At 46.4% G+C, this 22478-nt stretch carries 17 protein-coding genes; 1 reads left to right on the top strand and 16 read right to left on the bottom strand.

Translation table 11 applies throughout. From position 1 onward, the window contains the following. Window positions 1-10 precede the first annotated feature (10 nt). A complete protein-coding gene (gene mcrB / locus ACSAZL_RS21085; RefSeq protein ID WP_440946501.1) occupies window positions 11-1315 on the bottom strand; it encodes a coenzyme-B sulfoethylthiotransferase subunit beta in 1305 nt (434 codons plus the stop codon). A 419-nt stretch (window positions 1316-1734) separates the two neighbouring features. On the opposite strand from mcrB, the gene mmp10 reads away from it, so the two are divergent. Further along, a complete protein-coding gene (gene mmp10 / locus ACSAZL_RS21080; RefSeq protein WP_440946500.1) occupies window positions 1735-2970 on the top strand; it encodes a methyl coenzyme M reductase-arginine methyltransferase Mmp10 in 1236 nt (411 codons plus the stop codon). Between the two features lie 360 nt (window positions 2971-3330). Here the strand turns inward: mmp10 and ACSAZL_RS21075 are convergent, their stop codons facing one another. The 15 genes from ACSAZL_RS21075 to hsp20 form a co-directional block, all read right to left on the bottom strand. Further along, on the bottom strand, window positions 3331-6783 hold the full coding sequence (locus ACSAZL_RS21075) for a DNA polymerase II large subunit (protein WP_440946499.1): 3453 nt from the start codon (window positions 6781-6783) through the stop codon (window positions 3331-3333). A 34-nt stretch (window positions 6784-6817) separates the two neighbouring features. Further along, window positions 6818-7063 carry a hypothetical protein gene (locus tag ACSAZL_RS21070; protein WP_440946498.1) on the bottom strand — a complete coding sequence of 82 codons (246 nt, stop codon included), beginning with the start codon at window positions 7061-7063 and terminating at the stop codon, window positions 6818-6820. Between the two features lie 93 nt (window positions 7064-7156). Beyond that, entirely contained in the window at window positions 7157-8248 is a 1092-nt protein-coding gene (locus ACSAZL_RS21065) for an L-threonylcarbamoyladenylate synthase (RefSeq protein ID WP_440946497.1), read from the bottom strand. Window positions 8249-8382: 134 nt separating this feature from the next. Next, complete coding sequence (gene rbcL, locus ACSAZL_RS21060; protein WP_440946496.1) at window positions 8383-9669, bottom strand: type III ribulose-bisphosphate carboxylase; 1287 nt, start codon at window positions 9667-9669, stop codon at window positions 8383-8385. Between the two features lie 359 nt (window positions 9670-10028). Next, the gene (locus ACSAZL_RS21055) at window positions 10029-11987 is read right to left on the bottom strand and encodes a hydantoinase/oxoprolinase family protein (protein ID WP_440946495.1); all 1959 of its coding nucleotides are present in this window, start codon (window positions 11985-11987) and stop codon (window positions 10029-10031) included. A gap of 341 nt (window positions 11988-12328) precedes the next feature. Then, complete coding sequence (locus tag ACSAZL_RS21050) at window positions 12329-13021, bottom strand: metallophosphoesterase family protein (RefSeq protein ID WP_440946494.1); 693 nt, start codon at window positions 13019-13021, stop codon at window positions 12329-12331. 916 nt (window positions 13022-13937) lie between these two features. After that, on the bottom strand, window positions 13938-14309 hold the full coding sequence (gene mnhG / locus ACSAZL_RS21045) for a monovalent cation/H(+) antiporter subunit G (RefSeq protein WP_440946493.1): 372 nt from the start codon (window positions 14307-14309) through the stop codon (window positions 13938-13940). After that, window positions 14309-14581, bottom strand: coding sequence for a cation:proton antiporter (locus ACSAZL_RS21040; RefSeq protein WP_440946492.1), 273 nt, complete (start codon window positions 14579-14581; stop codon window positions 14309-14311). Before ACSAZL_RS21040 ends, mnhG begins: the two co-directional genes overlap by 1 nt. Next, window positions 14578-15075: a Na+/H+ antiporter subunit E gene (locus tag ACSAZL_RS21035; RefSeq protein WP_440946491.1), complete on the bottom strand. Its 498-nt coding sequence runs from the start codon at window positions 15073-15075 to the stop codon at window positions 14578-14580. The genes ACSAZL_RS21040 and ACSAZL_RS21035 overlap by 4 nt, the downstream gene beginning before the upstream one ends. Next, entirely contained in the window at window positions 15072-16640 is a 1569-nt protein-coding gene (locus ACSAZL_RS21030) for a proton-conducting transporter transmembrane domain-containing protein (RefSeq protein WP_440946490.1), read from the bottom strand. Before ACSAZL_RS21030 ends, ACSAZL_RS21035 begins: the two co-directional genes overlap by 4 nt. Continuing rightward, window positions 16637-17062, bottom strand: a complete 426-nt coding sequence (locus ACSAZL_RS21025; protein WP_440946489.1) for an NADH-quinone oxidoreductase subunit K — start codon at window positions 17060-17062, stop codon at window positions 16637-16639. Before ACSAZL_RS21025 ends, ACSAZL_RS21030 begins: the two co-directional genes overlap by 4 nt. After that, entirely contained in the window at window positions 17055-17510 is a 456-nt protein-coding gene (locus ACSAZL_RS21020) for a monovalent cation/H+ antiporter subunit B (protein WP_440946488.1), read from the bottom strand. The genes ACSAZL_RS21025 and ACSAZL_RS21020 overlap by 8 nt, the downstream gene beginning before the upstream one ends. Continuing rightward, window positions 17510-19930 (bottom strand): hydrogen gas-evolving membrane-bound hydrogenase subunit E, encoded by a 2421-nt coding sequence (mbhE, locus tag ACSAZL_RS21015; protein WP_440946487.1) that lies wholly within the window; start codon window positions 19928-19930, stop codon window positions 17510-17512. Before mbhE ends, ACSAZL_RS21020 begins: the two co-directional genes overlap by 1 nt. 1354 nt (window positions 19931-21284) lie before the next feature. Further along, window positions 21285-21782 (bottom strand): Hsp20/alpha crystallin family protein, encoded by a 498-nt coding sequence (locus ACSAZL_RS21010; protein ID WP_440946486.1) that lies wholly within the window; start codon window positions 21780-21782, stop codon window positions 21285-21287. Between the two features lie 33 nt (window positions 21783-21815). Continuing rightward, complete coding sequence (gene hsp20, locus ACSAZL_RS21005) at window positions 21816-22340, bottom strand: archaeal heat shock protein Hsp20 (protein ID WP_440946485.1); 525 nt, start codon at window positions 22338-22340, stop codon at window positions 21816-21818. Window positions 22341-22478: the final 138 nt, after the last annotated feature.

The following is a 22478-nucleotide window of genomic DNA, read 5'->3' as shown; positions in this document are numbered from 1 at the left end:
TTTGATTTGTTTAGAGCGCTCCTGCAACTGCCTTAATCGGCTCGCGGAATTCCCCGATCGATCCGAACACGTCACCGATGAGGCCAGATGTTGATTCGATTGTGAACATCTGGGTACCTGCATCCAGAGCTACTGCTGCGCATACGCAGGGAATTGCAAATCCTCTGGAGTGCCTGGTAACGACGTGGTTACCGTTGAAGACACCGGGTCCACCGCCACCATAGATTGAGTGGCTGAAGAATGAGAATCCTACTGCGACACCCTGGACTTTACCGTAGTCGCATCCTGGGAGACCGGTTTCCTTCTCAAGGATGTCGTTGAAGTACAGAAGTGTTGAGGAGACGTTCTGGGCTGCACGGCCTGCACCACAGTTCACAAAAGTAGCTGCAAGGGTACCGGCTGCGGCGTAAGCGTTCCACATTGGGACGTCATTTGCCTTGTAGAATTTGTATCCGGAGGGTGCGGTCTTGTCAACGGAGATTACACCGTCTTCAACTGCCCTGCCGACAATTGACTCGATAACGGTTCCGATGGTACCGTCCTTTCCATTTTCCTTTACGACGTCATATACGACATTGTTGGCGTTGAGACCCTGGCAGGCAAGACCGAGGAGCTGGTGCCTCTCGAACATACCGACTGCGCCACCCATCTCAAAGATACCGGACTGCTCGTAGATTGAGGAGAGAGCTGCTGCGTTCATTGCACCGCGGTTGGTGATTGCTGCAACGTGGTTGGCCATGATGTTCCTGAGGGAGAAGCCAAGACCTTCGTTGTTCTGGGGGATGCTCAGAACACCCTGAACGTTTCCGCCCATCAGGTCCATTGTCTGCGGGTAGCTACCCCAGACAGCTGCCTTTGCAATGGGTGCATCGTACATGTCGGTTCCGAACATGTCAATAATGGTCTGGGTGACTGCTGCTGCACCGACGGTGGTTGCGGACATGTAGTCAGCACCGGCGGCAATTCTGGATGATGGAGCCTGAATGAGAAGGCTCTTTCCGCCCTTAATGAGCTTAACACTGGTGTCGTCGCCTTCATCGACCTGGACGAGCTTCTGAACACTTTCTGCAATAGCATCAGCGTTGCCTACAAGATCGTAGTTGAGTCCGCGGCCTAAGATCTGACGGCCCTTTCCGCCCATCTTGCCGCTGGCAAGTGCGCCCTGAATACCTGCGAGGGAGACTGCAACGGACCTCTTGGTGTCCAAGATAATCTTTTTAATTGCTGCGTTTCTTGTTGGAGCAAGGCTCATAATGTCGACATTGCTCTCGAGCAGTTTTCCTCTGTCGTCGTAGATGTCTACTGTGTCAGACACTTTAATTTCCTCCTTAATTTATTAAAATCATTTTGGGACTGGTCACCTACTCGAGTGCAAAAGCACTCACAAATCAAGTACCGCGTCGTTTTTAAGTGTCCACTTTCCCAATGAAATCTCATTCGTTTAGAAGGTACTTAAATCTTTTGTGTTCTCCGCTAGATGAATTCAGATATTTTTTTAAAAATCATTTTATTAAGATGGAATCTATTTTTCTTGATTTATATAAAAAAACGGTATCAATGGAAAAAATAAGTTTTAAGGTTACTCAAAGCTGCCAGAAAATTCCTTCAACACTTATTTAAGTATTTTTCTGAGAAAAAAGCAATATAATACAATTTTTTTTAAAATGTAAGGATCATATCAGGAGAATCATACCAAAAAGATTTAGTAATATCCTCGTAATACGAAAGTTTAATATGGAAGTAGTTGTCGACGTAGGCGGAAATCCCGGGGTAGACTGCAAAGGTTTTTGCAAATATTGTTACTTTAAAAAGGTCAAAGACATTCAGCCCCTCGGCTGCAAGTATTGCCTCCCTTTTAAAAAGGGGTGCGATTACTGTACTCGCAGTGTAAAAGAATCGTATTCAGGCTTCAAGTCCCTCCAGATGGTACTCGAAGAAACTGCAAACAAACTTTACTTCACAACCGGAGAGGTAAAAAAATTCACTGTCAGCGGAGGAGGAGACTTAAGCTGTTATCCCGAACTGAAGGGCCTAGTTACTTTTCTCTCACAATTCAACACCCCGATACATCTGGGGTATACCAGCGGAAAAGGCTTCAGTAAGCCGGATGATGCTCTTTTTTACATAGACAACGGGGTTACGGAAGTCAGTTTCACGGTCTTCGCAACAGACCCGGCTTTGAGAGCCGAATATATGAAAGATCCCGAGCCCGAAGCTTCAATTCAGGTTCTCAGGGACTTCTGTGCCCACTGTGAAGTCTACGGGGCAATAGTGCTCCTTCCGGGAATAAATGACGGCGAAGTCCTCGAAAAGACTCTCTGTGACCTGGAAAATATGGGTGCAAAGGGAGCTATCCTGATGAGATTTGCAAACTTCCAGGAAAACGGTTTGATTCTCAATAATTCTCCCATCATTCCGGGAATAACTCCACACACGGTATCCGAATTCACTGAAATCGTACGCAGTTCCGCAGCAAAACATCCTTCCATGAGAATCACAGGAACGCCACTGGAAGACCCGTTAATTGGCTCACCTTTTGCAATCCGTAACGTACCTGAAGCCCTTTCAAAACTTCCCGGGGTAACCAAAAAAGCAACTATTATCACCGGTCAGGTAGCAGCCTCCAGGCTTACGGAAATATTTGAAGCCCTTGGAGGGACTGTAAACGTGGTTCCAGTGAAAAAAGACATCGGCTGCCTTATTACAATTGACGATTTCAAGGCCCTGGACCTCTCTGAGGTGATGGAAACGGTCTTTATTCCGGGAAGGGCTTTTGTCCATGATATGGAAGTCAAAGAAGCCCTTAGAAGAGATGGGGTGGACAGGCTCGTACGCAGAGGACCCGAGCGGCTTTCCGTGGACGGGGAAATGTCCATAGGCATGACAAGGGAAGAGGTTCTTGAACTGGAAATAGAAAACTTCACGGAGCTTATCAGTCAGATTAACTCCCTGGGATTGCCTGTAGAATAACACCCTAATTCTGCCGGAAAGGCTTTAAGTCGAAATCTGGAAAAGAGCCAAACAGTAGTAAAAAAAAGATACCGATAAAGATATAGATATTAAAACAGATACTATATATATCCCTAGCAAATTATATAATTGAGAAAAAAATCAATAGAAGAGGATCCAATTAAATAGTAGAGATTTTGTCCCTAAAAAAGGGCCAGAAAATGAAAAGACCTCTTTTCCAGAAGAAAAAAAATTCTGCAAGGAAGTTTGGAGGCATTATTAATAAACATTCCGATTTGTTCCGGCTTTTAGACTGCCCTATCTCCTTCCTGCCAGTCGTTATAATTTTTTTCAGATTCTTCAACGCTCTCTGTCCCTGCCTCAGCGCGCAGACCCGGACATAAAATCCGAAAGTCCCAGCTGTTTAACCTTATGGTTTTCAAACAGAGAGCAGATATCATAATCTAGCAGCTCGATCCTCTGTCTGGTATAGCTTGAAACCCCGTATCTTTCCCCGATCTCTTTTGAAATCTCAAGATATTTGCGGACAGCTCCCTCGTGCACGGTCAGTACCACATTACCTCCGCATTTAGGGCAGGCTCCGGTAAGAGGAGGACGCCTGAACTTCTCCCCGCACTTGATGCAGCGCATCCGCTGCCTGGAAAAAGAACGGAGATTCCCGATCAGGTCAGGAAGGAAATGGGATTTTAGAACCCTTTCTGCCACATCAGGTGCATCTACTGCCCTTATCCTGTTAGCAAGGGAGAGTTGAGCCTCCATCTTTTCAATCATGCTTCCAAGTGTCTTATATGAGGAATTCAAAGGACCTGCAGCAATGTCCGAGGTATCGTGGGTAAACATGAAATGTTCGTACTGCTCAGGGGTCCCAAGCCGGCCACTGATAAGGTCCATAATACTTTCAAGTTCGGTGGGGTTTTTGATTTCCTGCGTAGCCCTGTAAAACTCAAGAGGATAACGCGCAGGAACGTCGATGTTATGGGCCTCCTTATCCACTTCCTTGGGGTCGATCCTGGTAGTCAATACCAGAGGAGCATCCATCTTTCCTCCTCTTTTGTCGGGCAGATACGACCTCGAAAAATTGAGAATCCCGTCCATAAGGAGCATTATGCAGTCTTCGTCCCCATCACAATTCCTGCGTTTTGAAGCATGGAAAAAAGGATGAGCATACCCTACGGAAGCTTTGGTAAACCCTATTAGGCGCCCGAGGACTCCTGCGGAAGTATGCGGAGCAAGCCCTATAAGCAGTACCCCCACCAGGTCCTGGATAGTTTCGGCATTGTAATAGGGCTCTACCTTATAATACTTCACAAGGAGGTCGTCCACATATTTTGCGGTACGCAGCATATACTCGCCTCCGTCATAGGAAATCACGAGGTCCTGCACCTTCAGGCAGACAACCTGGTCGTCCCTCTCAAGGGGGTTTCCATAAATATCCTCCCTGTAGCCGAGTTCCAGGAGTTTGGTTGCCGTAATCCCGAGTTCATCAGCCCGGATATGGGTAAGAGGAATATCGGACATGTCGTAGCGTACAGTCCCGTCCTTAAAAATGTAGACATCATGTTTTGCGCGCAGGATTCCTTTTTCCAGAGGCTCGGGAGTCATCTGCCCGTTCATTAGCCGCTTTACTCCCTTGATTAAATCCATTTTTTCCCTTTCGCCTACGTTCTCAAAAGCCTGCTTATAAACGGAACGGAAATCCAGTTTTACGTTTGCAACGGAAGTCGGTTTTCTCCCGCATTTGGGGCAGGTCTCAGCTCCCCTCACATCTATCTTGCAGCGGGGGCAGGAAAGTTTGGGATTAGTAAATTCTCCACATTCGCAGCGCCAGAAATAAGTCTCTTTCCCGCAGGCAGGGCACTCTCTCAGCCCCAATTCCACTTCGATTTCCCCTATCTTCCCGTTCATACAGGAAGTGTAGTCAGAAGCGGAAACAAGGTTTCGCGTAATTCCCCCGCAATTGTTTATAGGGAAGAGAACCTGGGCTGCAGGAGACATCTTGCGCAGGTCGGACTTTTCCGGCCTCCCCATGCGTGCCCCTATCCTCGAAGGAGCCCGCGGGTAAACCTTAAACCCGCTCAAAACACCTGCGGCTTCCACCATATCATCTGTGTCCGGCATGCCGGCTTTTTCTTTAAGGGAACTATCAAGCCCGAGACACAAAACAAACGGAAGCGCTTCTTCGACGAGGATTTCATCTTCTTTTACCCTGTGCAGTACGAGGAGCTTTTCAAGCAAAGGCTTTATTCCCTCTTCAAAGGAAGCTGTCAGAGGCAGTTTAAGGGTTCCTTCCCCATCCAGTTCACCTTCCAGGAAGATTCCTTTTTCAGCCACGAACTTTCTAAGAGCTTCAAACTCATTCCGGTTTATATCATGCCAGAGATAGGTGAACTTCGGGTGCAGCGGCACATTATACCTTTCCGCAAGCCTGAGGGCAAGGGAAACCGGAGGGTTTTTCAATTCTTCCTCGGGAATTTGTTCTGAGCAGGCTTCCTCGTAGTCATACCTCCACCACTCGAAAACATAAGGTGAAGGCATAAGAGGGTGGTTATTTTCCAGGAAGTCCCCGTAATTGATCAGAATTTCCCCGATATCGACAATTACTTCAACCTGCGGGCGGAGCTCATATGCTTCCTTTATATTATCTATGCGGACAAGGTCTCCCGAAAAAAGCCTTACAGTAGGGCCCTCTATGGAGTCCACAGCAGACATGGCCGCGGCTTTTCCGGGTCTTTCGACCTTGAGCTGGGTCCCGTTAGTTATGAAATCGTCAAGCAAGACCATACTGGCAGGACTGATCCCTGCCGAAGCAAAAGAAGTATTTCTTGACCGTCCGTACCTCAGCCTGAAACCTCCCGGCCTTGAAGGGTGAGAGAACACAGGCCTTCCGGCAATCAGGTCCCGGATATACTTGTCCTTTGGCTTGATCTTATTTTTCTGCTCATCTTCAGCACTCCCCCCGCTTTTAGCCCCTCCGATAAGGGTCTCCAGCCAGTCCCAGCCGTCCATCTTCAACTTGTTGACGTGCTTTTTGACCTTGGGGGCTTTGAGGGCGAGCCCTTCGGCAAGTACGAGGCACATCCCTCCCCGGACGCGGTTCGTCCCTATCCTCTCGAGGTCCCTGTGCCCTTCGACCTCGGCTTCTTCAGTCGGGTCTCCGTCAATACAGACAGGGCAGTTCCGGACTATAAGCCGGATTTCATCTTCGGAAGGTGTATACTGCAGGCTTGCAACCCTCTTGTAAAGCAGGATTTCTTCCACATAGCGCTCTACTTCCTCTTCCCTTGGCTTGTAGCGGTCAATCCCGATCCCGCGCCGCACATAATCCCCTACAAGCACGGAAAGAGCCTGCGCAGTTCCTCCTGCGCTCCTTATGGGCCCGGAATAAAAGATCCGGATATATTGAGAGCCATCATCATTTTTCCCGAGGTCTACCTTATCAATTCCTTCAATAGGGGCTGCAACCACCCCTTCGGTCAGGACTGCCATGGAAACACGGATAGCAGCTTCCACGGCATCTTTCTTTGTCGGGAAGTTTCCTACAACCCCTTCAGCAACCTGTTTTCCGATTTCAAGAGCAGCTTCTTCCCTGGACATCCGGGTCTCAAGTTCCCGGATCTTTACAGCAACTCCCCGGACTCCGATAAGGTTTTCAACCCTATCAGCAAGGTCTTTGGCAAGGGGAATTTCCACAGTGGGCTTTGGGTCTCCGCCCTGAGCCCGGGCCCTGTTTGCAATCTCAATTGCCTCTTTTAACCTTGCCTCAAGCCCATCGAAATATTCATGCATTTCTTTGCTTGCAATCGTTTCACCCATATTGAAAAGCCCCTTTCGGAAAAGAAGGAAAAAATTATCTCCGCTTGTTTATGGAACCCGCAGCAAAGAGGCCTGACATCGAAGTCACAAAGAAGATAGTAACCCCTGCCACGACAAGATAGTATCCGATATCAACACCAAGAATAGTTATATTAAGAGTCATCAAAAGCAGTCCTGCAGCCAGAATTGAGAGGCTTATAACTGTTACTTTTTTGTTCTGCTCCCGGACTTTTTTATAAGCCCGCGCTTTTTCCATCCTTTCTTTTTTTTCTGCGTTCAAGAGAATCGCTCCAGGTATCTGAAAAATCAATAATATCAAATCTGACTGTCAAACCCTCACTTATACTATTGCAATTTAACCGGTACACCCGACTTAAACAGCATACCTTACGGAGGCAGCTTCTCTTAACCGATTAAGGAGGGCAGCTCCAAGGCCTGAAGGGGAAAAAGAGCCATCAGCCAGAATCACGTCCAGACTTTTCGCATCCAGAGCTCTGAGCCCTTCAAAAAGTCTTCTTGCAGCTTCTTCCGGCTCTTCGCGGGACCCGAGTAAAAAGTATTCATCTGCACTCAATCCTTCAGAAGCAAAAAAACCTGCGGTCTCATTGCTGAGCAGAAGCCCGACTTTTTTCCCCTCGTGCCGGGAATTTTCGAGCAGGGTACCAATCTTTTCGGAAACCCTTTTTCTGTCCCCTTCCACAAGCACGACCTGCGTATCAGGGGTATAATGACTGAATTTCTGCCCCGCCTGCTTTTCAGGCACCGTTTCACCAGTCCCTGCTACAGCCTCGTCATATGAAGGCCTGACTCTACCTATAACCCTTTCAAGCTCGGCAATACTCACGGCTCCTGGCCGCAGCACTACCGGAGGCTCAACCGTCATATCAACAACAGTTGACTCAAGCCCTATGACTGTTCCCCCACCGTCAATGACCGCATCAATCCTGCCTGTAAGGTCAGCCAGGACATGGGCCGCCAGACTGGGACTGGGCTTTCCCGAAAGGTTCGCACTCGGAGCAGCCAGGGGAGTACCCGCCCTTTTTACAAGCTCCAGAGGAATCCTGTGGTCAGGCATGCGGAGACCTATTGAAGGCAGGTTCCCCGAAGTAATCTCCGGGACAATTTCTTTTTTCTCAAGCACGATCGTAAGGGGGCCAGGCCAGAAAGCATCCATAAGCCTGAACGCTTTTTCAGGTATATTTTTTGCGACCTTTCCGGCGTCGTCCCCGGAGTGGACAAGCAGGCTGAGAGGGTTGCCAGGAGGCCGTTCCTTTGCTTCAAAGATTTTCCGGACGGCGGCAGGGTCAAGCCCATTAGCCCCAAGCCCGTAAACTGTTTCCGTGGGGAAGGCAACTGTTCCCCCTCTCCGAATAATTTCTGCGGCCTCATCAAGGACAGCATCAAAGTTCTCTTCAGAGACCCGGAAAAGCCGGGTCTTTATTTTATTTCCGTTTTCTGCCTGCACCAGAGGTGAACTCCTTAGGTTATAATTCTGCTATTGTTTCTTTTACAGCCTGTACCCGGTACTTAGAAGTCTGTGCCTTAACAATCTGCCTCTTAATAACCGGGACTCATTATGCAGCCACTCATTATGCAGCTTTATTTCTTCAACCACTTCCCGAGAGCAACTTCAAGTTCTTTGTGGTTCTTTGCATAGTCCTGAAGGCTGATCCCTTCAAGGCTTGCTTCAAGCGCCTGCCGGCATGCAGCGGCTCCGGCTGCCGTACCCATCGGGTGAGCATGGATTCCTCCGCCGAACTGCATAATAACTTCTTTTCCGAAAATAGAGTAAAGGTCAGGGATCATTGTAGGGGCAAGCCCTCCGGAAGCTACCGGAAACATCGGTTTTAACCCTCCCCAGTCCTGGGCAAGGACATGCTGACTTTCATCCGCGGGCACTTTATCAAGCACGCACTCATCCCTTAGAGTCAGAACTTCATGCTTTTCTCCGTGCATCTTCCCGACAACCGTGCCTATGTGGAGCTGGTCAAGCCCTACCAGCCTGCAGAGCTTGGCAACGACCACCATGCTTATCCCGTGGCGCGGGTTCCGGGTATATGCGGAATGCATGCAGCGGTGAGCATGAAGAGCAAGCCCCGCGTCCTCGGCTTCTTCGCGCAGGGTCTGAACGGCAGACCAGCCCGCAGGCACGATATCGATCATTGCATAGCTGGCACCCAGGTCTTTAAGGACATTCACGCGACGGATCATTTCCTTGCAGGTCGGGGCAGTGATATTGCAGAGGTACATCTTCCTTTCTCCCGTTTCAGCCTCTGCCTTTTCTGCGAGTTTCAGGGTAAGTTCGGCTCTTTTTTCAAAGCCATTGAATTTCTGGTCGGTCAGGTTCTCATCATCTTTAACAAGGTCGCAGCCTCCTACAAAGGAATTGTAAGCTACTTCCGCATGTTTTTCGGAGGTAAGGCCGACTTTCGGCTTGACGATGGTCCCTATTAACGGCCGGTCCTGCACTCCAACAAGTTCCCTGATCCCAGGTAACCCGAAATTCGGGCCTTTAAACTCACGGAGCATTGAGTTTGGGAAGGTGATGTCCTGCAGCCTGAGGTTGTCAACGATTTTCATGCTCAGGATATTGCCCGCAACAGCACTGAGCACTTGAGGGACAGAACCCAGTTCAAAAAGGTCTTCCGAATAGGCAACCCTTACAGTCTGGGCTTTCTCATCCGCGAAAAAAATATGGGGCTTCAGTTGCTCTGCAAGTTCGGGACTCAATGTAGCAATCTCAGTCCAGGAGTCTATGGAACTTTCCCCTGCCATATGGGTGGCAGCTTCCTCAAAATTCACTCCTGCTGACGGTTCTATGTGGAATTCACAGATCAGATCCGTATCCTTAGGGCTGTAACCGATATCTATGTAGTCCCTTCGCATGTTATTTTCTCCTGATGATCAACCATTTTAGAAGAAATCCGATAGAAATAAAGTACAATACAATAATCGTTCTGGTTGAAGGAGGTAACTGAACATTAATAAAATTTGTTTACTCATATCTATGATCTGTAAGACTTCATGTCTATGATCTATAAGATTTCATATCTATGATCTATAAGATTTCATATCTATGATCTGTAAGATTTCATATCTATGATCTATAAGATTTCATATCTATGAAACCTTAATCGAAAGAAAAAGTGAAAAAGAGAAGCAGAGATTGGCTGCTTTACGGAAAAAAAGATGCGATGGAAAGATAAAGAGAGTTTTTGAAGAATCTGACGTCTTCCGTAACCCCGTTACTGTTCCAGCTTCAAAGGGTTTCCGATACCCAGGCCCATCAGACGGGTCTCTTTCTGGGCTCCAAAGCTCGGAGTGAAGTCCTTTCTTTCAAGGTCAAAGCGGACCTGCTCTTTCTGAAGTCCGTACCCGTCCATATGGTCGAAAATTAGTTTTCCCATAAGCTCCAGCCCGTAGTCCACAGCCTCATGATAATTATCTGCGATCCTCCGCTCTACTTCAGAGAATACATAATACTGCTCGGTTCCGGAACCTGCCGGCCTGATTAGAATTTCACTTCTCTTGATGATGTTGCCGGCCAGAGCGCCTGCGGCATTGCCCACCTCGTGGAATTCTGGGACCCGGATATCCGCATCGATGAACTCCTTGAGTTCGGACACGTAGGCTTTGACAGGAGCTCCGATCATTACAACCGGAATATTGATCCTGAACTTTGTAAAACGAGAGTTTGCCAGCAGTTTTTCAAGGTCTTCCCGCTTGAAGTCTTTTGCAAAGAATGCCAGCAGGTCAAGAGCGATATTTTTTGCAAAACTTCTTTTTATTTCCCTGGAAAAACTTTCGGGATCCAGCCCCTGGTAGCTGCCAAGAAGTTCCGCCCCCAGCAGAGAAGCACTACTGTTCCACATTTCATATTCCCCAAGCACATGAAGGGCATCCGTAGGGGTGAAACCTATATGGCAGATGCAGCGCTTCTGGACCAGGGAACGCAGAGCCTTTACAAACTGCAGGGGATGTTTTCCGACCGCTTCTGCAATATCGTATACCGAAACCGGTTCGTATCCTATAGCATCAAAGATCTGGCGCTCATGGTTTTCCAGTTCAAATTCGATTGAATAATTAAGGTCCTGTATATCATCATCGGATTCGGGACTTCCGCTCCTGACAAAGAAACTTGTTGGCTGGAAGATATCATCCATTATCCTGTCCGAGATTCTTTCGGCTTTCCTCAACCGGTCTTCGAGGAAAGGATATTCTGAAGCCGCAAGGCAGAGGGGAATTACCCTGTTCGGGCCGATGTAAAGTTTTTTCTGTACCCACACATTGCTATCTCCTCCCATAGCCGAGGTCCTTATCCTGACCGCCCTGACCATGGTTTTCCAGTTTCCCACCACAGCCCCGTTTTCACTGATTTCGGGGACCCCGTCCTCTATCAGAGCAATATCGGTGCTCGTGCCTCCCACATCTACAGCCACGCAGGTTTTCAGGCCGCTGATATGGGCAGCCCCTACGAGGCTTGCGGCAGGGCCTGAAAAAATAGATTCCACAGGTTTTTCAAGAGCTTCTTCGATGCGGGCAAGGGAGCCATCGCATTTCATAACCATCATTGGAGCTTTGATGTTTCTTGCTTCCATTACCGCCAGGACGGCCTGGATGAACTGAGAGGTGATCGGGATCAGGCGAGCGTTCAAGACTGCAGTTACCGCCCTTTCGTAAGCTCCCAGGCTCAGGGAAAGTTCATGCCCGCAGACCACGGGTTTATCGGTCAGCTGTTCTATTGTTTTTTTTACCGAAAGCTCGTGTTCCGGGTTCCTTGCGGAAAAATAAGAAGAAACTGCGTATGAAAAGAGCCTGCCTCTTGTACTGTTAACGAATTCTTCCACAGGTTTAAGGTCGAGGAAACTGACTTCGTTTCCTTTTGAATCGTGGCCGCCAACTATGGAGACCATCTCACGCGCCGGGATATCCCCGTTGACCGTATAGCCTGCCAGGATCAGCCCTGCAGGATGCCCTTTGCCTTCCAGTGTGGAGTTTGTAGAAAGAGTTGTGGATACCGAAACAAGTTTTATATTGTTCAGATACTCCTGCTTTAAGCCTGCAACTACGTTTTCTATTCCTTCGACCAGATTGGAGTGGGTTGTTAATGCCTTGTTAAAATCAAGAATGCTGCCGTCTGTCAGGTTCATTAAAACGGCGTCGGTGTATGTCCCACCAGTATCGATTCCTAAGCCCAGTTTCATGGCTTATAATTTATTTTCAAAAAAATATAACATAGCCGATCAGGATTTTGCAGGAGCCTCAGGTTCTGCAGGGGGGTGAAATATTGAGGGGGACGAAATAATAGAGGGGACGAAATATTGAAAGAAAAAAATTGTGCGGATAATAGGGGAAGAGCAGTAAAAAAGACGAGTAAAAGAGAGGAACTGATAAAAGAAACATGAGATGGAGGAAAGGACGAAAAACGTAAGGTGAAAGAAAGGGCGAAAAAAATGTAAGGTTGAGGAAACAATAAAAGAAGTCTGAAGTTCTCAGGATCTCTTGAGTCTTAATTCCACTTTATATATGCTATTTTATATTGCTGTCATATTATACTATCCACAACCCGTTCTTTTTTACCTCCTAAGAAAACTCTGTGAACCTGCAGGTGCCGGCGGGTACAGTCGGGTTCAGGCACTTCAAGTTCAATGTAGTTGTAACACTGTGTGGCTTTTCCCCGAACCTTGGAAGAACAGACTGTTCCTGCGCTGACAACAAGCATATCATTTAATCTCCAAACCCAGGGAATATGCCAGTGCCCGCAGAGCACAAGGTTTACACCCGAACGGTCCAGAAGCTCAAGGACATCTCCTGCGTCCACAAGCACATTATTGCCCCTGCCTGTCCTGGGAATTGGGATCAGGTGGTGGTGAAGGGCAAAAACCTTGAAACCTGCTGTTGAGAAAGCTTTCTCTATCCAGCCGTAGTTTTCCCTCCCGATGTGCCCTTCTTCAAGTTCCGGCTGGGAAGAATCAAGTCCTACAACCGTGACTTCCCCAAAACTCCCGGAAGAAGACCTGGCCTTGAAAATGTCTTCGAAGAAAAGGTAACCTGCATTTCTGGAGTCATGATTTCCGGGAACGATCACCTTGTTTTTGCAGTCGATCCTGTCAATGAATTTTTTCGCCCCATCATACTCGGCCGCAAGCCCGTTTTCTGTAAGGTCGCCTGTAACGACAACGATATCCGGATTATTCTGATTGATTTTTTCAAGCATTGCATCTGCAATCTCAGGCATATAAAACGCTTCTGAGAAGTGAATGTCTGAAAGATGTACCAGTCTTATAATAACTATTACCTCTCTGTCCTGCTTTCGCATTTCTGGCTTTTCAGGGTTAGAATTCGCAGAGTAGAATATATAGTTATTCGATTTAGCCTATATAAATAATAAAAAGTATCTTTAGAATAAGTAATCTATATACAAAACCAGTTTGAATCCCGGAAATATTCCATCCATGATTTTAATTCAACGGATCTTCTTTAATGCGAATCATTTGTTAAAGGTGGCTCTGATTCATTTTTCGATCCAATTTGACTCTTTTAAGACCATTTCTTTCCCTTTTCAGAACTTTTCCGGACTCAGAATTTTCCGTATTTTAAATTCGGTCTTTTATCCTGTAGAATCCTGTTCAGACCTGTTTTCAGATCCTGTTCTGACTCGCTTTCAAGCTGGTTCCCAAAAAAAGAGTCCAGGTTTTGCGTACCTGACAGAGGAGACCTTAATTTCTCCGGGATTTACTGGCATAGATAGATGGAAAATAAAAATATATAGCATAACCGACGCTTTTTTTAGAAGGCAAGAAAGATTTTATTGTTTGGAAAAAACATTAATCTCCAATATCAAAATAAGCCTTTTTTTACGTCCGGGATGATTTTCATCCTGCTGAAATAAACTCGCTCCTTCAAATTTTAAAGCCGCCTACTTTTTTACCGTATTATCCGGGAAGAACAATATCTGAGAAAACGAAAAAGAAACAGAAATAGAACTTCAGTTAACTTAAAGAACCGAATTGGAACTGGAGAAAAAGAAGCAGAAACCTCATAGAAGAATTGTTAATCAGAAAAAAACCGATAAGAACAAAAAACCGATAAGAACAAAAAACCGATAAAAAACAAAAAGATGAATGTGTTTGGGAAACACACTCATTAAAGCTTCATTTTTTCTTCTTTGGTGCGCTCTGTGGGCCAAGTGATGGTCCGTATTCGTCCAGGCAGGTGCCTTCACAGAGTTTTACCCCGTGGCGGTAGGCTGCCTTGCCGATCATATGCCCTGATATGGGAGCTGTAAGCAGGATAAAAATGCATACAGTAAAAGCCTTTACTCCCATAGGTGTATAACCTTCCTGGATGATAATGCTCAGCAGGACTCCGAGAGCACCCAGAGTTGCAACCTTGGTTGTTGCGTGCAACCTGTTATATACATCAGGCAAACGCAGCAGGCCGAGCATTCCCAGACAGAGGAATATGAGCCCTACCACAAGGAGAATTATACTTATAATGTCCAGTACAGTGGAAATCATTGCCATTACAGCACCTCTCCCGTATCAAGATACTTTGCTACTATTACCGTTCCCACGAAGGAGATAATTGAAAGCAGCATGGCTACATCCATGAGGTAGATAGAACTCCCCTGGAAAGCGTAGAGTGCAAATATCATTGCAAGAACGTTCCCCACGGCATCTGATGCCGCAATCCTGTCAGGAAGGGTCGGACCATACAGAACTCTGTACGTGCTCGGCACCAGGGCGACTACCATAACGACCAGTGCCAGGAAATTTGCCTGTTCCAGTGTAATCATTCGAATGCCTCCAGTACATAGTGCTCAAGGTCGTCCCTTATGGAGTCACGAACGCCCTGTGGATCGGTTGCATCGATAGAGTGCACATAGAGGACAGACTTATCGTCCGAAATGTCAACGGTCAGGGTTCCGGGTGTAAGGGTAATGGTGTTGGCAATACCCGTAATTCCGATGTTGGTTTTCGTTCGGATAGGAACCGCAATGATTCCGGGTTTGATATCTATCTTGGGTTTGATGACGATCTTTGCGACTACTATGTTGGCCTTTATGATCTCCTTGATCAGAACGTAAAAATACATAAGTTTCTTCGGAATCTTTGAAATCCAGTCTCCAGTGGGGTGTACCACCTCATCCAGCCTGTACAGCTCGCTGAAGGGAGCTACTACTACGACTCCGAAGATGAGACCAAGAAGCACACTTCCAAGGGTTATTTGCCCACTAACAAGGCACCAAATTACCGGAAGTGCCATATAAGTGATTGTGCGACGCTTCATCTGATCACCCTCACTATTACCGCATCAATATAAGGCTGCGGATCAATTATCTGGTTTGCAATGGTCTGTGAGAACTCTACAACAGGTTGGGGGTACAGTCCGACAATCAGCACAATCGCTGCCAGTATCATGATTGGAACTACAATCAGAGGGGACAGTTTGTGGTGAGAATATTCGCCATGCTGTGGGTCCCTTTCTCCCCAGAATATGAGCATCCAGCCTCTGAACATGTAGAAGAGAGTAAAGATTGCAAAGACCAGAGCTATCCCTATGGGCAGGTAGAACTGCGCCCTAAGACCTGCATCAAAGAGCATGAACTTGGCGATGAATCCTCCCATTGGGGGCACTCCGCCAATGGACATGGCTCCCACAAGGAAAGCAACACCCATCATAGGAGCTGTGTTGATCATGCCTCCCATCTGGCGCATATCCCTTGTATCGGCAGTGTGGATGATTCCACCCGAGGTAAGGAATAACATGCTCTTGGCAAGTGCATGGTTTATCATGTAGACCACGGATGCGCCAAGGAGTAGAGTTGCAGCCGCAGTCTCCCCGGCCACGTTTGCCATTGCTGCCATCCCAAAGCCCAGGAAGATGTATCCTATCTGGGACACACTGGAATAAGCCAGCATGCGTTTTACATCCGACTGCCCTACTGCCGAGGTTGCTCCAAGGGCCAGGGTGACCAGAGCCGTGAAGAGAATGACTGGCCCGTACACTGCCTGGAAAGGAGCAAAAACCATAAAGAGAACCCTGAGTATACCGTAAGCTCCGATTTTTATGATCACACCACTTAGCATTGCACTGATCGGGGACGGAGCTGTGGGGTGTACATCCGGAAGCCAGTAGTGCAGAGGAAACATTGCTGCCTTACCACCAAATACAATGATAAAGAGCAGACCCACCGCATACAGGTGCCATGGCACAGCCCCTGTCTCAGCAAGCAACCTGATCTTAAGGGTAATGTCTGCCATGTTCAGGGAACCGATGGATGCATACAGCGACGTGACTGCTATCAGCATCACATTACCACCGAGAATGTTCAGAACCAGGTACTTCATTGTGGCTTCCATCTTGTCCGAAATCTTCGTAACCTTTGAGGTTTCGTTTGCAACTATCAGAGCTGCCGAGGAAAGCAGCATTATTTCGAAGAAGACGAACATATTGAAGATGTCACCTGTCAGGAAGATCCCGTTGATACCTGCAAGCATCAGGTTGTAAAGGGTGTGGTAGGTCTGGTTCAGGGAGTGGTCTTCTATGTAATCATAGGAGTAAATTAAGCCCAAAAAGCCAATTAAGCCGTTCAGGAGAACCAGCCCTGCACTCAACAGATCGGCTACAAGTACAATCCCGTACTTTCCGAATTCTCCTACATCATATGCAATAATTCCGTTGTTCCAGACTGTTATGATCAGGAGCACGCTTAAGCACAATATGACAAAGCCGACTACGATGTCTATTGCCTTTTGCAGCCCGGGATTACCCTTGGTCAGGATTGTGACCGGAGCCATCAGCAGGGGGATAGCAATCAGGAGCATCGGCAGATTATCCATTAAAAAGCTCATTCTCGAAGCCTCCTGAGTTCCTGGACATCAATAGTACCATACTCCTCATTGACGCGGTAGCAAAGAGTCAATACGAATGCGGTGGTTGCAAGCCCGATCACAATTGCCGTGAGCACGAGAGCCTGCACAAGAGGGTCCACGAATTCTGTATACGGATTGGTTGTTATCGGCCCGAGAATTCCAGCTGTCAGGTTATCATTATAGATAAGCCCCTGGCCAAGACCTTCTAAAGCCTGTTCGTGTTCCAGAATCGGCACAAGGGTACCTTCGGTGAAAACTCCGCCTCCAACGATATACAGGTTAATGGCATGGGAAATTATACCGAAACCGATGATAACTTTCATCATGTCCCTGCGAAGGACCAGGAAAGTTCCGATCCCGAAGAGCAGAGCGATTGTAAGCTCAAGGAAAAAATTATTCATGTTCTCCCTCCGGGGCTTTGTCGGTTCCTAACTTAGTTGCAATAAACAGCAGGCCTCCGACCACTACGAAGTACACACCAAGGTCAAAGAACATCGACGAGACCAGTTCAAGCTCAAACAGGTGCATACCTCCTATTTCTACGGGAATGAAATCAAAGGCGCTTCTGAAGTATTTGTGGCCTGCAAATAATGGAGACCAGGCAGTTATACTTGCGAACAGGAGCCCGTATCCAAACCACATATGCCAGTCCGGGTTCCAGATTTTCTTGATTGCATCATACCCGTATGCGACGTAGATAAGTCCAATTCCGGCTGCACACAGCACACCGCCGATGAAACCTCCACCCGGCCTGTTACCTCCTATAAGCAGAAGATCGATCGAATAAAGCATATCGATCATCAAACAGACCTTCGCGATTGTTTTGGTAATTACTGTGGTATCGGCCATTATTCCTTACCTCCCTTCGCCTTTTTTGCTCTGCTCAGGATAAGGCTGTACACCCCAAGGGCTGCCAGGGAAAGGACTGAAATTTCTCCGATGGTATCATACCCTCTGAAGTCCACGACTATCACGTTAACTACGTTAAGTCCGCCGGTCATTGCCAGAGCCTTCTCCATGAAGTAGTAATTGAAGGTCTCGAACGGGGCAAGTACCCCCAGATTTGCATTTAACATTACGGCAAGGACTCCAAATGAAACAACGCCTGAGATTAGCAGGTTCACCAGAACCTTACCTGCAGGCATGGGTTCATTGAATTTCTGTGGAATCTTCATGACTACCAGGATGAAGATAATGGTGGACAATGTTTCTACGCAGACCTGGGTCATTGCAAGGTCAGGAGCTTTGAGGTATATGTAAAGCAGGGATACCAGGAAACCAAGCTCGGAGAGGGATATAACCGCAGGCAGGTATTTCGGGAGAAGCGCAGCACCAAGCGCTGCCAGAATCATCAGAGAGTAAAGTACGATTTCATAAGGCTGAGCATCGTAGATTATCCCTGCAGGCAGAAGGTCGCCAATACCTATACCCAGGTTTATACCAAACATATAAACCGGCCAGAATATCAGGAAAATCATGAAGAGCAGTGTCATCTTGACATACACTCCAATGGGTCCTGGCTGGGTTATAGCCGCGAACTTGTGGGTGATCCCCCTTGCGTTGTTTACTATTGCATCATACCAGTAGTTCACACTGATCCAGGGAAGCTTGTCGTTGAAGCTGTTCTGCCAGGCAGCAATTGCGTCATAGAACTTGTAGAGTACAAGACCGATGGCAAAGGTTGCTATCGTCATCAAAAGCGGTGTAGTAACCCCATGCCATAGTGCTACATGCAGGTGGTCCGCATCCGGGACAAGGCCACTGTAGGCAGGCTGAATCAGGGTGCTGATCGGGAAAGTGGGGTAAAGTCCGAAGAAGATGATCAGACATGCCAGGAAAACCGCCGGAGCCAGCATGACCCAGGGAGCATCATGAATGTGGTGAGGGACATCATGGTCGTGAGTCCTCGGTCCGAGGAAAATCCCGTCTACCAGCTTGATGGAGTACATAAGGGTGAACACGCCACCGGCCACTGCAACAGCGGGGAAGACAATAGCCCAGGGGCCTCCATAGGTTTCTGAGACCAGTTCTCCGATTTCAAGAGATGTCTCGTAGAACATTTCCTTGCTGAGGAAACCATTGAGAGGAGGAACACCAGCCATCGAAGCTGCTGCAATTACTGCAACGATAAAGGTCTTTGGCATCTCCTTACGCAAACCACCCAGTTTTCTTATATCTCGAGTCGTCGCCTCGTGAGCCACAATACCTGCAACAAGGAAGAGGGTAGCCTTGAAGGTGGAGTGGTTCAGCAGGTGGAAGGTTGCTGCAGCAAAGCCCAGTCCCGGATGTTCGGCAGTACTGTATCCGTACATGGTCATCAGGTACGCCAGCTGGCTGATCGTAGAATAAGCCAGGATAGCTTTGATGTCTGTCTGCCGGAACGCCATGAAACCTGCCATCACCATGGTGATCATTCCTGTCCCTGAAACAAGGATTAACCATTCGGGAGTTCCCGAAAGGATGGGGTGCATCCTTGCAACCAGGTAGACACCGGCCTTGACCATTGTAGCCGAGTGCAGGAAGGCGCTTACAGGGGTCGGAGCTTCCATTGCGTTGGGCAGCCATATGTAGAACGGACCCTGAGCGGATTTGGAAGCAGCTCCCAGGAAGATCAACACAAGGACTGCAACATAAAGCGAGCTTCCGTGGAGTGTTGCAAGGAGTTCGGAGCTCTGAGCGACTTCAGAGATTCCATAGGTACCTGTGACAACTCTGAGCATCAGGAAGCCTGCGAACATGAAAAGTCCGCCACCGGCAGTTATCAGAAAAGCTTTGGTTGCGCCGTATACGGATTCCGGTCTTTCTCTCCAGTATCCGATAAGCATAAAAGATGTTATACTGGTCAGTTCCCAGAAAATAAACATCTGGATCGTATTATCTGTATAGGCAATGCCCAGCATTGCACCCATGAAGAGCAGAAGCCACTGGTAGTACCTTGGCAGGTCTTCCTTTGTGGACATGTAACCGTTTGAATAGGACATGATGATAACACCAACGCCTGAAACGATCAGTGCCAGGAGTACGGCCATACCGTCTCCGTAAAAGTCCAGGGATAGACCAGCTGCCGGCAACCATGTAAACGAACCCTTCACAGGAGTGCCTGCCATAGTGTACGGGATTATCTGGGCATTCAACACAAAGCACGTAAATGCGATAAGTGCCGAAATCCAGCCAATCCTCTGTTTGAATACACTATATAATACAGGTAATGTCCATGCGAGTATAAATGGTAAAAAGACAGCTATTACTATTGCATTAAATGGATCCATGAATCATCAACCCAACCTCTTTTTGGTTATTAATAGTGAATAATAGTCAGGTTCAAAAGTTTCAATCCAGAATTCAATCCACATGGGAAATAAAGATATAATGTAATCTTATAATTTCCTCGCGTATACTCTTTTGTCATATAGTAAAAATGTTTCGGTTTTTACTGGACGCATCTTCAGTATCAAGCAAACCCTTTTGCGTCTAAAATTGCATGCGAAATCTTCCCAGATTAGTCTCTGATTACAGTAAATACCTCCCTTTCAAAACTGCAGATTTTTACTTGATTTAAATCACATCCCACCTTTCTCATTGGAATTTTAGCTTTTCTCTATTCTTAACGCTACCGATTTTGTCCTTACAGGGGTTTAATGAAACGTATGGCAGTATTTTAATCATAGCTAATAAATACAAAGATCAAAAACCGATAGCATCAGGTTTACTAGTTTCCATGTGGATTCCCAAATATTTGAAGATTTCCAAAAAACACTATCAAGAAAAATAGCAATTTCGAGAAAAAAAATATGAAAATAAAGGTCAGAGAAAAGTTTTTTACCGTAATGAGTAGCAATTTAATCGAAATAGTTGATTAAATTAATTAAGAAGTTATCCCCCCTATCAGTACAATTTATTTGTACCATTAAAACTGTGGATCAAGAAGTTTAGTTTGGGAAAGCAACAGAGAATGATTCATTAGTGAGTTTATTTGAATTAATTCTATTTTAAAATATATATGATTGCATATCAAAAAATTAAAACTTTGGTATAAAATGAATTAAATAGATAAAAAAGAGAAATATGCTCCTTGAAAGTAAAAAAAATCAAAGTAGAAATAAACCCGAAAGAAAGTTTTTCGTCAAAAAAAAGAAATTCTGGACAAAAAAAGTTCACAAAAAGGAAAAGAGTATATTTAACATAATTCTTCGAAACCTTCCGTTTTTAAACTGTGAGAGAAAAATATTCAAGAAATATTTTCAGGAATTGAGTTCTCGATAAAAGAATGAAAATTGAAAAGCTATCGGAGCACATTAAAACACCAGACCCCCCGTAAAAGGAAGACTAACCCAAAATTGCTTTTGTTGAGTTAAAAAGGTACAGGGTTGAACACAAAAACCCGTAAAAATGTCAGTAATCTGCAAAATGTCAGTAACCTGCAATGTCAGTAACCTGCAAAATGTCAGTAAATACAAGTTTGTTGATAAAAAAGTTCGGAATTATTTTCTCTTCTGTAATAGAGAAGAAAAACAATATAATTCTTCCATATAGCTGGTTCTGCACCCAGCATATTTGTCAGGGTTCAGGCTTTTGCTTCCTGTCCCTCCCCCTGAAACACGGTCCTCTATCTGTTCGGTTAAGTTAATTGATCTCTATTTCTACAGGGCTCTCTTCAGGACAGCGCCTGAAGGTAACCTCAAGCACTCCATTTTTGTAATTTGCTTTTGCGCTTTTCGGGTCCACCCGGACAGGGAGATCCACGTCTTCCGTATATTCGGAAAACCCGAGGACTTTTATTTCAAGGTGCTGACCTGTAGCATGCAGCAGGAGATCTTCCTTTTCAATCTCCGGGAACTCTGCAAGTACGTGCACCATATCCTCATTTTCAAAGATGTCAATTAAGGGTTCTTTTGTTTCTGAGGGAAAGAAGTTCTCTTCTTTTTGAGGGTATTCCGGAATGTTTCCGAATTCCCGGAGTTCTGGGTCCTCCCCCGGGCGGTGAATGATAGAAAATCCGTAAACAAAGGGAACGGACTCTCCCATCTCTTCCAGGAGGGCTTCGATCATTTCTTCCAGGTTGTCAAAAAGTTCAGATCCGAAATCTTCAAAGAAATCCTTTCTTTTTCTTATGCCCACCATTATTACCTCTTATTTTCCTCACGCTCCCGAAGATCAGTCGATATCGATTGAAGTTCGAGAACTTGACTCCAGCCTCTGAAAGGTGACTTCCAGAACACCGTTTTTATATGTGGCTTTCGCGCTCTGAGGGTCTACCTTTACTGGCAGTTCAACACGTTCGGAATATTTTGGATTCCCATCTAATGTTTCGATGTCAAGTATTAAATCAGTTGCGTTCAGTTGAATATTTTCTTTCTCGATGCCCGGCATCTCGGCAATCACATGGATCTTTTCCTCGGTTTCCAGTACATCAATAAGGGGTTTTCTTATGTCAAGATAACGTTTTTCTCCGGTTTCCGTCTGCTCAAACATCGGGATATTCCCGAATTCCCGGATTTCAGGATCTTCTCCGGGACGCTGGGTTACGGAAAAACCGTACACAAAGGGATGTTGCCCGAAGTTATCCATGCTCATGCCCATATCACTGCTAAGGCGCTCGAACATTTCTTCCATATCCTTCAGGGGATCAATTCCGAATATTTCATCGAAAAAACTTTTTTTTCTCCTGTCTCTGTCCATCTCATCACATCATTATTAAGTTATGCGTCTTGAGTTTCTTAAGTGAGTGCTACTCAGGTGAGTACTGCTCAGATCAGTAAGGCTATTAATTTAAGTGGGAATTTTTTCACAAAAATTAAAAAGGCCGGAATTTACCGG

The organism is Methanosarcina mangrovi, assembly GCF_052057765.1.
In the GTDB taxonomy this organism is placed as follows: Archaea; Halobacteriota; Methanosarcinia; order Methanosarcinales; family Methanosarcinaceae; genus Methanosarcina.
Note: the sequence above shows the minus strand (reverse complement) of the source record. Positions and strands in the feature narration are given on the sequence as shown.